Source organism: Pirellulales bacterium (assembly GCA_033762255.1).
Taxonomy (GTDB): domain Bacteria; phylum Planctomycetota; class Planctomycetia; order Pirellulales; family JALHPA01; genus JANRLT01.
This window is the reverse complement of sequence record JANRLT010000065.1, coordinates 213971-227758: the sequence shown is the minus strand read 5'-3', so window position 1 is coordinate 227758 and position 13788 is coordinate 213971. Positions and strand designations below refer to the sequence as shown.

10 protein-coding genes are annotated in these 13788 nt (G+C 56.4%); all 10 read right to left on the bottom strand.

The annotated features are described in order from the left end of the window. Positions 1-24 precede the first annotated feature (24 nt). Positions 25-585: a biopolymer transporter ExbD gene (locus tag SFX18_18255; GenBank protein ID MDX1965094.1), complete on the bottom strand. Its 561-nt coding sequence runs from the start codon at positions 583-585 to the stop codon at positions 25-27. A gap of 65 nt (positions 586-650) precedes the next feature. Further along, the gene (locus SFX18_18250; protein ID MDX1965093.1) at positions 651-1094 is read right to left on the bottom strand and encodes a biopolymer transporter ExbD; all 444 of its coding nucleotides are present in this window, start codon (positions 1092-1094) and stop codon (positions 651-653) included. Between the two features lie 58 nt (positions 1095-1152). Further along, positions 1153-1959 (bottom strand): MotA/TolQ/ExbB proton channel family protein, encoded by an 807-nt coding sequence (locus SFX18_18245; GenBank protein ID MDX1965092.1) that lies wholly within the window; start codon positions 1957-1959, stop codon positions 1153-1155. A gap of 183 nt (positions 1960-2142) precedes the next feature. Continuing rightward, the gene (locus SFX18_18240; GenBank protein MDX1965091.1) at positions 2143-3366 is read right to left on the bottom strand and encodes a hypothetical protein; all 1224 of its coding nucleotides are present in this window, start codon (positions 3364-3366) and stop codon (positions 2143-2145) included. Positions 3367-3397: 31 nt separating this feature from the next. Next, positions 3398-6706 (bottom strand): hypothetical protein, encoded by a 3309-nt coding sequence (locus tag SFX18_18235; protein ID MDX1965090.1) that lies wholly within the window; start codon positions 6704-6706, stop codon positions 3398-3400. A gap of 324 nt (positions 6707-7030) precedes the next feature. Next, positions 7031-9394 carry a von Willebrand factor type A domain-containing protein gene (locus SFX18_18230; protein MDX1965089.1) on the bottom strand — a complete coding sequence of 788 codons (2364 nt, stop codon included), beginning with the start codon at positions 9392-9394 and terminating at the stop codon, positions 7031-7033. 67 nt (positions 9395-9461) lie between these two features. After that, positions 9462-9962, bottom strand: coding sequence for a sigma-70 family RNA polymerase sigma factor (locus tag SFX18_18225; protein MDX1965088.1), 501 nt, complete (start codon positions 9960-9962; stop codon positions 9462-9464). A gap of 148 nt (positions 9963-10110) precedes the next feature. After that, on the bottom strand, positions 10111-10386 hold the full coding sequence (locus SFX18_18220) for a hypothetical protein (GenBank protein MDX1965087.1): 276 nt from the start codon (positions 10384-10386) through the stop codon (positions 10111-10113). Positions 10387-10590: 204 nt separating this feature from the next. Then, a complete protein-coding gene (locus SFX18_18215) occupies positions 10591-12057 on the bottom strand; it encodes a leucyl aminopeptidase (GenBank protein MDX1965086.1) in 1467 nt (488 codons plus the stop codon). A gap of 153 nt (positions 12058-12210) precedes the next feature. After that, positions 12211-13737: a trigger factor gene (gene tig, locus SFX18_18210; GenBank protein MDX1965085.1), complete on the bottom strand. Its 1527-nt coding sequence runs from the start codon at positions 13735-13737 to the stop codon at positions 12211-12213. Between the last annotated feature and the right edge of the window lie 51 nt (positions 13738-13788).

Here is a 13788-nt window from a genome sequence, read left to right as displayed (position 1 = left end):
GCAAAGCAACCACGAAACTTATCCCTACCGCTGCGGCTTAAAGCGGATCTTTTCAATCAGCTTATCGATTTCGCCATCGGGACGGACCTTGCCCGACACGGCCGAGATGCCCGTGATCACGTATTCGTAGTTGAGATTTTTAGAGCAATCCAATTCCACCTCCAGGTCGGTCTTGGCGGGAGCGCCGGGCTGGCCAACAAGCGCGATCACCCGCTGCTGCACCTGTTCAAACGCGGCCTTGACCTCGGCGCGATGCTGCTCCAGCGCGGCCCGGTATTCAGGGGTGGTATTCCCTAACGGACGCTTGGGACGGGGTGATTTGATCGTCCAAGATTTGTCCTCAAACTTAATCGAGGCCAGCGAGCCGTCCGTGTTGGCCCGCAGTTCCAAAGCCTTGGGCAGGCTAATATTGTCCGGCACCTGCTGCGAGCTGGGGCTGGGCATCTTGATGCTAAAATTTCCCTCGGTATCGACGGTCCTGAGCGAGAACAAAAAAAACGTCAAAAGCTGAAACACGACGTCGATCATGGGCGTCATATTCATTTCGATTTTATCGCTGACAGTTGAACTGCGTTTAATTTTCATCGCTTAGATTCCGTCGGCTATGTCGCAATTGCCACTAGCACAATGGTGTCCAGATCGGGCACTAGTTAGTTATCCGCGCGAACCACGGCCCGCAGATTAAAGTTGGTCAAGCCGTTTTTTTGGCAAAGCCGAATCATTTCCTGCACGTCGCCCGTTTTGGCTAGTTCATCGGCCCGCACCAGGACGACTGTCTCGGTCACGTCCCGGTTGAGGGCTTTTTCTTGTTCGACATAGGTCCGCACATACTGCGAAAACTTATCGAGCGGGATGTAATCACCGGCGGACAGCACCTGGCTCTTGTCGGTCATTTGCACGATAAATAGCTGTCCGGGTTTTCCCTCGGGCGGCTTGGCGATTTGACTGCTGGGAAGCTTGATCTTGTCGCTGGCCTCGATATCGCTCACGCGCATCACAAACATAAAAAATGTGATGAGCTGAAACGTCATGTCGATCATCGGCGTCATGTCCGTCTCGGCCGATGGCAGGCTGGAACTGGTTTTGATTTTCATGAACGCACCAAGTCAAGTGGAGTCTAAACCAAGGGAAAAAGTGAATTGTTGGTGGCAATCACTTTTTACCCATTGTGGAAAACCGGCTCATCAGCGTACCGGCGGTGGACCCAACCTCTGACACGAGACTTTGCAGCCAATTCTTTAAAATGCCGTAAACTAACACCGCGGGAATGGCCAACCACAGACCAACCAGAGTGGTCACGAGCGCGGTCGCCACACCCTTGGCCAAAATGCTGGGGGGCGGAGGAGTCTCGCGGGAAGCAATTTCCTTGAACGCCACCACCATCCCGTCCACCGTTCCCAAGAGGCCCAACATCGGGCTAATCGAGCCGACAAGCGCGATGTAACTCAGTAAATGTTCCAGTTTCATCGTTTCGTTCGCGCCGGCTTCTTCCATGGCCGCGACCGAGGCGTCATATCCGCTGGATAATTTGGACATGCCTCCCGCGAGCACCTTGCCCAGAAAGGACGGGTCGGCCTTGGCCATTTCGTACGCTTCCTGAAAGCGTTTTTCGTTCAAATGCGCCTCAAATCCCTGGACTAATGCCGCAGGCATCATCGCCTCGCGCCGGAGGGCCATAAAATTCATGACTAAAATCGCCACAAATAAGAACGAGTCAATCGCAAATAAAATCGTATAGGTCCAGCCCAATGCCTCAAAAAAGTATTCCAGCTGACTTTGCGTTTTGGGAGCGGAAGAGGTTTCCTCCGTGGCGGTTTCATCGGCGGCGGCCTCATCCTGGGCGACGGCGGCGGCGGGATTAATAAGCGCCGCGGTCGTAAAACACGACATCGCCACGGCCAGGGAGAGGACACTCGCGACAAAGAATCGGCCTGCCCGGGGCGTAAACAAAGACAACATGAATTCCTCCGCGTATTCCGGCGTGTGAAAAGGGCAAATGGGATCGAGGGAGCGGCCAAGAATGACAAGAATCTTTATTGTAATTGCCGCTGGCCAAATTCGACAGTCCGGGAGGCGAATACCCCAAAAATTTGGCGTTTTGCCGCAAGCCGGAGCACACTATCCCCCCGTAGTTCGGCAATTCTAGGCGGATTTATTCCAGCGACTGGCTGGATACAGGTTTTGCAGGCGTTCCTTGGCCTCGGCCGCGCGGTCCCCTTTGGCATTGGGGACGGCCCGCCACAATTTGGAAAGTTTTTCCAGCGCCTCGGCCTGCAAGTCGGGATTTTGGTTAAAAACCAAATCCACCTTTAAAAATGACAATAGCGCGTCGTACTTTTGGTCCTTTGCCAGATAAATATTACCCAGCGCCACGTTCGCCCGGGCATGCGTTTCGGCGTCACTGGCGGACGTGTCGGCGATGATTTTTTCTAATTGCTTGAGGGCGTCATCGGCCTTGCCCTGGCCCGCCTGGGCGACGGCAAAAGCCACTTTGGCCTGTTGAAGCAGGCTGATGAGCGCGGGGGAATCGGGGGTTTGGGATGCCAGGGGAGCAAGCAGCCTCACGGCTTCATCGAATTTATTTTCCCGCAAGGCCCCGCGGGCCTTTAATAGTTCGGCCCGGATTTTGTGTTCCTTGAGGGGGGAGGCGGCCAGGTAGTTATAAAACTTGTAGGCATTTTCCAGACGGTTGGGAGCCTCGGTCAAGAGCGACAAATCGCCAATAGCCTCGGCCACCTGATAATATTGATAATAGTTTTTGTTGGCATTCAAAAAGCGAAACAGGTCTCCCGCTGCTTTGTTTGCCGGAAAATTATCCGGCGGGCTCCCTTGGATCACCAGCATCGCCGGCAAATACGCCGCCATAAAATCAAATTCCTGCTTGACCAAGTCACTGCGAAACGCGGGCATGGGATTTTTAGCAATGTACTCCTGCAAGTCGCCATAGGCGCTGCGATAATCGCCGTGGGTGTATTTGTCGCGAATGGCCTGAAATTCAGTGGGTTCCTCGTCAAAACTAATCCCCAGGATTTCATTCGTGGAAATGACATCGCTTTTGTTGTTGCCAAAGGTATAGGTGACCTCGTTGGCGTTCATGTTTTCGGCGGTTACCCGGCCTTTGAGCGAACCAATGCTTTTTACCCGTCCTTGGTTATCTTTTTCGCTGCGGGGAATTTTAAGAAAAATTTCGTCCGCGCGGACGGATCCCTCCGCCAGAAACTGCACCGGCCCCGGCAAGAGAGCCAGACAAACGATCGTCCCGACCACAACGCGCCAAAAAAGCGGGCGGATGGGCAGGCTTACAAAAGTGTTGCAAAGTATAGAGGAAACCACGGTAATGCTGGATTTGGAAGTTACGGGGGGCATGATAGGGGGATAGGCTGGCGAGGCGGGTGGGTTATTTGGCGGAAGTTTGCGCGGTTTTGGCGTTACCGGGTTTTTCGGCGGTGGATTTGGCCGGTTGTTCCGGCGCGGCCCCATCCGCTTGAAATTCCCGCAGGCCAATCGTCGGCTGGCCCAGCGCCTGTTGGATTTTTTTGGTCAAATCTTCATATTCGGCCCGGCGGTCGGGACCGCCCAAACGGGAATCAATGTCGATCATGTCCTGCCGAATGATGGTCTTGGCTTTTTCGTATTCGATGGTTTGCTTCTTTTTGTCCAGTTCCGCCGCGCGTTCAAAGATACAGCGGGCCATATTGTAGCGGGCCTCAAAGAATAAATCCTTTATCGCGTCATTTTCTCGAAAGCCTTTTTGCTGGTACATGGTGCGGGAAATCTTGTTCCAGCCCCAAATGAGCGGTTTCCCTGCTTTGTCCGGTTCGCCATTGGCGGCCAGGACGTAGCGTTTGGTTTTTTCCTTGTCCCCTGACTTTGTCGCGGCGGCCCAATTTTGCAGCGTATAGGCGGCTTCTTTTTGTGCCACCAGCAGCGTCGGCTTGGCGGCGAGTTTGGTTTTTAGTTTTTCGTAGGCCTCGGGAAATTTACCATTGGCCCGCAACAAGCCGATTTGCTTGACCTCGATCACTTCCAATTGCTTTTCGTTGGCGTACTGGGGATTCGCCGATCCTTGATCAATGATTTTTTGGTAGATTTCAGTGGCTTTGGTCAGGAAATCGCTGGATTCGGCGGCACTTCCCGCCAGTTGCTGATAAGAATCCGCCACCCAGGCCAGCGTGGCGTATTCAGGCGGGTTGTCCGCGGTACCGGCAGCGACTTTGGACAATAGGTTATCCAGCGCGGTGGATAGCTCCGCGGCGCGTTTGTCGTTCCCCTCGCCCCGTAATTTTTTGATTTGGCCGAGTAACTCGCGCCCGCCATTCAGCAAGACACCGCGCACGCGCTGCGCGTTGGCGGGGTCTCCCGCGGCCTCGGCCTGTAGGCGATCGATCATTTTGAGTGCTCCGTCGGTATTGCCGGTGGATAAATAGGCCTGAAAAACCAGCCGTGCCAGGTCAAATTTGATCGACTCGGGAATGTCTTCGGGCGATTTTTCAAATTTACCGGCCAGACCCTGGTCGGGATCGTCAATCAAGGGGAGCGCGGCCGCATAACCAGCGGGGTCGCGAGATAAGAGCCGCAGCAAGAAATACGCCCCCAACACGCCGCGCTGATCTAGACTTTTAGCCTTGAGCGCGGCGGCCAGTCCCTGGTCCAACCCGCCAAAAATCAGTTTGCGCAGTTGCTGCAGTTCGGGATCTTGATCATCCAAGACCTCTCCCGAAGTAGGATATTTACGCTGCAAATACTTTACGGCGGCGGTCGTCCCCAGTTGGATTTGGGCCTCCGCCAGGCGGGGGGACGCGGGGGGGATCGCGGCTAAAACTTTTGTCGCCTCGGGCAGGTCGTTTAACTCGATGGCCGCGGCCAGCATGATCATCCGCGCGGTGTCGGCTTCTTTGCTGTCGCTCCAGGTGCGAATGGTATGGTCCGCCAGCGTGCGAATGCGGCGGGTCATGCCGCGCAGTTCCTTGTCCAGGTTGGCGGAGGACGCCACGTCCGCGGGAGCATTTCCAGCCGGGGTTGCTTTATTATTTGTCACCGGGGATTCAGAATCGGGGGGAGGGGCGTCCGCTGGCTGTTTTTTTAGTTCGGCCAGTTCCTGCCGCAGCAGACGGTACGACTCGATCGCGATCAGCGCGGCATTTTTGGCAATAGGGGCCTGCGGCGTGTTGAGCGTGATCATCTCGGCCAGGACGCCCGCCTCGGGATAGTTTTTACTTTCAAAATGAACCGCGCACAAAAAGAAGCGCAGCTTTGCCAGGTCGTCGGGCTTGGCCTCGATCGTCGCCGCGTCCAGGGCCTGCGAAACCGCGTCCTTGGCCGCTTCCCGCGTGGCGGAGACCGCTTCCTTTAAATTTGGTTCTTCTTCTTTGTTGTCCTTCCCTTGGTTGTAATCCTGCTGCGCCAGATTGTACTGGTCGATGGCCACTCCCGCCTCGCGCAGCAGATCGGCGTAGGGCTTGTCCTCGCGCTGGCCGCCGGCCTTGCCACCCAGTTGCTTATACAAGTCCCGGGCCGACACATAATATTCATGCTGCAGGCGGGTCCGCATGGTGTCGCGCAGCCACTTTAACGCGCGATTCGTGAAATCCTTTTTTTCCTTTTCGTCCTTGGCCGCGGCCGCGTTCTTGGCCGCGTTCGCCGCCGCTAAATAGGCAATGTCCGCTTCGATGGGACGCTGGATCAAATTCAGCGTTTTCATGACTTCATCGATCTGCCCCCACGATTCCTTGGATTTCTCGCCCAGCAAAATCGCCTCAAACGCGTACTTCAGGCACTGCCGGTCAATCACCAGCGGAATGCCCTCTTGCTCCAGGACTTCCCAGGCCAATTTCAGCGTGTCATCGTATTTCTTTTGTTCCAGCAAATTACGGCAGGCCAGCGTGGCCGCCTCATACCCGGCGGGGTATTTTTGCGAGGATTTCCTCGCAAATTTGTCATATAAATCCAAGTAGTATTTGGTCGATTGTTCCAACAGATCGCCGCTTTCCTTGGTATTTGCGGGATAAGTGTGGGCCTTCTCGTACAGTGTCTCGCCCAAGAGTTTGCGGGCGAAGATGAGCGATGGATAGAATTTCTTTTTTAGTTCTTCCTCTTCGTCGTTGAGTTCTTGGCCTTTGCCTAGTTTGTCGCTGAGGGGTTTGAGGATCCCCACAAACAGCGCGTCGACTTCTTGGAGCATTTTTTCGGCGAGTTGCAGTTGCACGCGGGCCTGGTCCCACGGTTCGGCCCGTTTGTCGGGCGACAGTTTGTCCCCTTTGACGCGGAGGGTCTGTCCCCGCATAAAGGCAATGCGGGCGAGTTCGGTCTTGGCGGCGGGGATTTTCTCGCTATTGGGGGAGCTGGCGACAAATTCGCTCAACGCGGTTTGCGCCTTGGCCAAATCCGCGTCCCGCGCGGCCAGATCGCGCGAAGAGAGCGCTTTGCTGGTCAGAATGGCCCCTTGTTCATACTGCAAATCCGCTATTTGCTCGGGGGTCAACTGGGAATCCGACATCAATTTTTGCAAATACAGGTCAGCCACGTCGAACCAGTTACGTGCCTTGAGCGCGGATAAAAATTCGTCACGCGGTTCCGCGCCCAGGACATTCCCCCCGACCTGTAGTCCCGAACAGACCGACAAGCACGCCACGCTGATGGCAACGCCTAGCCCCAGCGCCAATCCCCATTGCAAACGCCGGTAGATACTTCCGTGAGGACTGGGCATGGCAAAAGGATTTCCTCTGCTAATTCCGCGGCCCGGACTGACTTAGGCCAAGCGGAGTTATGTGGTGGGGGATAAACGTGGCAAACAGCGTGGAATAATCAGCACATAGGGAATAGTCCTACCCGGAATACACCATTTGGATCAATCAGCGCGGAAAGAGGCATAACGCGCCTGGCCGATGGCGACCGCCGACGGCCGCACAGACTTGAAAATGAATATTTTGCAAGTCGACGGCAAGTAACCCAAAATCCCCTACGCCAACTCCATTATATTCCCTAAACCAGCGATGCAAGTTCAGCCGCCCCCGGAACGGGGGAAAAAGAGCTATTTTTCCGCGGCCAGGACCGCCCGCCACAGTTGTTCTAGCTGCCGCAGGGAATCTTTATTTCGCAGGCGGGGGGACATCCGGGCCGCGACTTCCCGCAATTGCTGCCAATCATGCGCTCCCGCCGGCGTAAAGTACGAGCCGCGCAAGATTTCGGCTGTTTCCGCGGCAAAGGCGGCCAATTGTAACGACCAGGGAGATTCATTAAAGCTAATCGCAAATTGACGGCGGGTGACGGGCTGGACCTGAGTGTGCGTCTCCCCTTGGTCGTCTTTCCACTGCAATTCCGCCACGGCGATTTGGGCCGGGCCGTCGGGCTGGAGCACGACCTCGTACAGGGCGGTCGCGGTGTCACCGCTGAGCAGGTCCACTTCCAGTGGAGGAGGCGTCAGACTGGCCAGCGCCGTCGCTTCATGCCCGATTAATCGATACAACGCGACACTGCGCGGGTCAAACTTTATCCGCAGGCTAACATGCCGCGCCGCTATTTGCGATTTGCCGGTGATCGCCGCGCGGCAAATACTGGAGAGCTCGCGCACGGTAGCGGGATGCTCTACAACGACCGCGGGCGGGGGGGCAAGTTGGGGAGAATTTTCCGCCAGGGGGGTATTCCAACTGGCAAGGTGGGTTAATACCGGATCCAAGGCGTCCGCCGGACGCAGATCCACCACCCGCCAGCTACCACCCCGCGTAACCAATTCGCGCACCGCTTGTTCCGCGGCGGAAAATTCCGCCATATCCGGATTTGTGCCATTACCCAGTTGCCAGTTACCTCCCGTCACCAGCAATACCCGCGGGGTCGAATCCGTGGTGGCCTGTGCGTCAAAATTTGAAGAGCGGGAAGTTACATCCGCGCCCGAAACACGCTGGGCGGCTAGCACCGCCTGGACAAACCCCAGCCGCGACGTTGTGGCGGGAACTTCCTTGCCCGTGGGGAGAGGCGCCGGGGAAAAATTCCAAATACCGCCAGGGGCGTTGAACTGCTGCGCCAAGGCGCGGTCCAGCCAAATGGCAAAATCCGCCGGAGAGAGTCGTTCCGCCAGAACCTGGGCTTGTTGATCAAAGCCAATCACCGAGATGTGATCCTGGGCTGATAGCTCGGAGTTGATTTTTTGCCAAGTCGCCAACAATAAAGATTCGCGGTCCCGACGCAGTCGGATTGCCCGCAGATCAACCACCCAGATCAAATGAGCGGGGGTGGTTGTAATCCGGGGGGTAGAGGCGGTTTGCACGCCGATCTGCAATAAGCGAATATTCGCTGGATGCCAGGGCGCCCGTCCCGCGGCTGTCCGCAGCGCAAGATTGCCCTGGCTAGGGGGGGCAAATTCGTAATCCATCGCGGCTAAAAAGTCCTCGACGCGAATACTGGCCGCGGAGGGGAGTTGCTTCTGTCGCAAGGCCCGCCAAGCCGCTTGATAACTGGTATCAGAAGTGATCAAGGGAACTTGGCTGCTGGCCAACGCGGCATGAGCGGCGGGAGCCACAAACGGATGCACCCCCTGCCGCAACTGAAACATTAAGTCATATTCCCGCACGCGCGGCGGCAATACGCCACGGGGTTGTGGTTCGGTGACGCTGATTAAATCCCCGGTCGTGCCAAAGCCGGGCTGGTTCCCCAAGATACCCGTGGGATTGCCCGGATTAGCCGTTGGCACAGAGGGTGCGGCGCTCATCGCTGGGGCGCCGCCGGAGGAATCGGGGGTGACGGGCACTGGACTAAACGCAATCGGTGATTCAACCGGCAGCTTTGGTAATGGCCAGGGATCCCCCGCGGGAATTTGATTTTCGAGTCCAGAAAAATCAGGCGAGTCGTCACCTTGCTGGGCAAGGTCCGACGAACTAGCGCCACCGGGGGGGGATGGCAGATCCCCGGGAATTCCAGGGAGCGGCTCTTTATTTTTTGGGTCAAATACTGGCGGCCCATCGGGATGGTGGGCCAAGTTGCGGCCAGCCGGGCCCAACCAACGATCCGCCAATTGACCCCATTCACGGGGAAATTGTCCGCGGGTCAGGGCCATTACCAAAATCGCGGCGGCCGCCGCAAGCGCCGCCCAGACGACTCGCCGCCACTTTGGTGCGTGAATAGCCCTGGTGGAGGGGGTCTCCAACGGAATCATTTGACAACGGTCAAGCAAATCCGCGGGAACCGCCACCGCTCGTAATTCGTCATCCAGATCACCGTCGGTGCCGGTGCCAATGGCCAGCAACCGGTCGCGCAATAAGAGACGTGGGCGGACGCCGCGTAATGCCGCGTCCAAGTCAGCATCGCTAAAGGTCCCAACTTCGCGCAGCCTGGCCAGCACATCCTCCGGAACCGGAAGGCTGTTAAGTTCGGCGTCGATCCAATCCGCGGAGGAGGACATGCTATGCCGTCATTCTACAATCGAAAAAAGTACAAATAAACTAGGTGATTTTTCCGCTGATCTGGGTCTATACCTTGCTGTTGGCCAGCAGATGCTCGCGTAAACGGGCGCGCGCCCGACTGACCCGCGACAGCACGGTTCCCAGGGGAATCTTTAACAAATCAGCCGCTTCCTGGTGTGTTAGTTCCGCCACAACAACTAATAGCAGCGTTTCTTTTAGCTCCAAGGGTAAGGTGCCTAGGGCCTGTTGCATTTCGTCGGTGTAGTCATTTGCCAACGGGTCAATACCCGGGATGCTAACTTCGGGCGGGGTGTCGGCCGTAACGACATTCACGTGGGGTTCGCGCCGCCAATGGTCCACCACCCGCCGTCGCAAGATGGCAGTGAGCCACGCCCGCTCGCCACGAGCTTGGTCAAAGGATTCACGGCTTTTCCACGCGGAACGAAAGGCATCCTGCACAAGATCCTCCGCCTCGTGCTGATCACCGACCAAACGATACGCCAGGCGATACATGGATGGACCATGCTCGTACACCCAACGCTGGAATTGGCTTGGTGACAAGGACACAACACGCTCCGCGAGAATTCTCTAATCTGATTTTCGGTCTCAGGCCGCTAAATTATTCCCCAACAGGAAACCTGCGGGAAATGTCAGTGGATACCCTCGAAATACCATAACCATTTACCGTGTATAGGATTAGAGCATATGACAACTGTCATTTTCGAAATTGGCGATACCGCCAGCGAAGTTGTAACCAGCGTAAGGCGACTAATCCGGCAAACGCACCTATTATGGCAAATAAGAGACTGCCGATAACTTGCAAAATGATTGCAAAAACTTGAAAAATCAATCCCCCCAGCATAGCTCCGACCACCCCCGCCAACATATTCCCCAAGACGCCTACCCGATTAACACGCAAAAATTTTCCGACATACCAGCCCACGGCCAGCCCGACGAGCACATAAGATGTCCATTCTAGCCAGAAAAACATGAAAAATCGCTAGCCTCCGACATTTGGCCAGTGCACGAGCAACCAAGCAACCGGGGGGTTGGCAGCGAAGGGAATCGCGTTTTCGCGGGTCGGCGGCAACTTGCCGAATTTTTACCCGCGATATCAGCGGTAATTCAGACTAAACGGCGAACAGCCACTCCTATAAAACAATTTCCCAGAGCAGCTTTTGCAACTTGGCCTCGCTTATGGCTGCTTAGCCAAACTCTGGGCCAACTCCACCAACGTTCTGACATACAGCCCGCTGGCTCCGCCATCCAACCACGCCTTGGGTTTTTCGGAAAAGGCGGGGCCTGCAATGTCCAAATGCACCCACGGTTGACCCGCGACAAACTGTTCCAAAAATTTTGCGGCGGTAATGGCTCCCCCCCAGCGTCCATCGCCGACATTTTTGATATCCGCCACAGACCCTTGGATTTGTTCTTCGTATTCGGGAAACATGGGAAGCGGCCAGACTGGCTCTCCCGCTTGTTTGGCCGCCGCCAGGACCGTAGTTTGCCAGGCGTCATGGTTGGACATGGCTCCCGCGACATCATTACCCAGGGCCACCACACACGCTCCGGTAAGCGTGGCCAAATCCACAATTTTGGCCGCGCCGCGCTCCAAGGCCACATCCAACACATCTGCCAACACCAACCGCCCTTCAGCGTCGGTATTATGAATTTCGATGGTTTTGCCATTCCGCGCGTGCAAGACATCTCCTAGCTTGTACGCGGCGGGACCGGTCATATTTTCGACCAGTCCGGCCAACATCAGCACATTCACGGGCAAGCGCAGGCGGGCTATCGCGCACATCGCCCCCAGGACTGTCGCGGCGCCGCTCATGTCGCATTTCATGGTCAACATGCCTTCGGGGGTCTTCAGCGACAATCCGCCGCTATCAAAGGTCACCCCTTTACCCACAAGCGCCACGGGAGCTTGGTTGGCCGGACCGCCGTTGTAACGCAGGATCACCAGCCGTGGCTCCCGTGAAGACCCCCGGGCCACGGCCAGCAGCGCGCCGCAGCGTTCTTCCGTTAGCCGCCGTTGATCCCAAATTTCGCATTCCAACCCATAGTGCGCAGCTTGCTGGGCGGCTTCGTTGGCAAAACTTTCGGGATAAATCACGTCCGCCGGCTGGTTGATCAGGGTTCGGGTCAGCCAAATCGATTCCCCCAAAATTTGACCGGTTTGCAAATCAGCGGGGGCCAGGTTGGCAAATACCAACGATTGGGCGGGGAACAGTTTTTTTTGCTGACGATATAGATCCTGCCCCTGCCCTCCATTAAAGGCCCCCGCGACTACGTGCGGCCGCAAATCCGGCAATAGCTTCTCCACATCCGCAAAGGCGACTTGGGGTCGGGACTTGGCGGCGAGGGTTTTTGCTGCTGCTGCGGCGGCCTGATAGGCTCGCCCGGCGTGGAGCAATTCCCGCTCGCCCAGCCCCACTAGCAGCACCAGCCGCGCGGCGGCACCCGTGGCGGTGTGTAGCAGGGTGGTCTCCGACAATTTTCCGGTGAGTTCGGCGCTTTCCCGCAATTTGGTTAGTAACCCACCGTTGGCGGCATCCAACCGCGCGGCGGAATCCGTCCAGGGTTGATCGGCGAAATAAGGCACCACCAGGGCATCGATGGCAAGGGAAAGCGGGTCCTGGGTTGTCACCGAAAGTTGCATGGCAGTTGATTCCACAGAGGAAAGGTTACGTCAATCACCGCATCCGCTAACTACCAAAAAAACGGGTCGCAAGTAATTTGCGACCCGTATGATAGCACAGCTTGAGATTCCCCGTGCGTCCCGGGGGGTAATTTGGACCGCCGGAGAGCAGGGTTATTCGCGTTCTGGCTCGGGCAGTCCGGCCATCTTCATCCCCGGCGCGGGACCGCTATTGTCCGCTACTTCGACCGCGTCGGGAATTTCCGATTCTTCGGTGCCCGTGGCGGACTCATCCACCGCTTCGGTTTCAAAGCGTTCGCTAATAAAGGGGACATCCTTGAACGTCGCCTGCGCAAGGACCAGGTCGATGGCCTTGCGCTCAATAATTTGATTGCGCAGGATGTCCATCATATCCCGTTTTTCCAGGCGGGCCCGCACGCGGCGGACGCTTTCGCCCGTTTGTTGGGCGATCAGCCGAATTTCTTCTTCGTAATCATCCGGGGTATCCTCAATTTTTTCATCCTCGGCCAGGCGCTCCAGAATAAAGTGCTCCTTAATCGCGCGGGCGGTTCCTTTAATCACATTCTGCCGCAGATTATTCTCGTGCGCTTTAATGACATCATCGGTAAAGCCGTTCCGTTGCAGTTCCAGCACTTGGCGTTGCAGCTCGCGGTAGCTTTGGCGACGGAGCATATCCGGGGGGAGTTCCCAATTTGCGCTGGCGGTAAGGGCGGCGGTGATTTGTTCGCGGGCCTTTTGCCGCTGATAATAGGTAAGTTGCTTTTTCAACTCGACCAACACAAAGTCCCGCAATTCTTGCTCGTCCCGAAAGTCACCGATATCCCGTAAAAATTGCGGCGTCATGTCGGGAATCTCCAGCTTCTTGAGGTCGAGCACTTCAAATTCCACATCGACCTGTCGGCCCCGGAGGGCTTCATTGGGGGCATCACCCGAAATATTCGCCGTGGTTTGACGCTTGTCACCAGCGACGGCGCCAACCAACGTTTGCCCAAAGTTGTCAATCCGGCCATCCCGCAGGCTCAATACCGCCCGCAGACACAATTGTTGTTCCGTCAATTGCGATATTTGCTGGCCATTGTGGCTAAACGTGATATTAAGCGTCAGGTAGTCACCCAATTGAGCCGGATTGTCGTGGGGGACCAACCGGCCATGCCGCCGCAAGATATTTTTTAGCTGCTGGTCAATGTCACCCGGGGTAAATTCCCGCACGGGACGATCAATGTGAAGTCCCCGCCACTGGGGCATGTCAAACTCGGGGCGGACTTCCAGCTTAAATTCAAATGTCAGCGGTCCGGCGTTGGGTAATTCAATCGCGGCCAGATCCAAGTCCGGCTCGCTAATTGCCGACAGCTTTTGATCGTCAGTCGCCTGGGCGATGCTGTCCATCAGCAACTGTCCCTTGACCTGTTCGGCCACATCCTTGCGAAAGCGGGACTCCACCAGTTTGCGCGGCGCTTTGCCAATGCGAAAACCGGGAATCGCCGCCTTGGGCAGTACCTCGCCAATCGCCTGGTCAAAGTACCGTTCGATGTCCTGGGGAGGAATGGTCACCTTGACCCGCCGTTGGCAGGCCCCCAATGTTTCCACGTTTACATCCAGGTTGAGTTTGACCTGGGGTTCTTGATCCGAAGACATGGTTTCATCGGCGACGGCGGAAGTGCTGGCGGTATCGGCGGACATAGTGACTTTCTACAACAAAAAAACCGGCTACAACAAAAAACTAGAGGACAA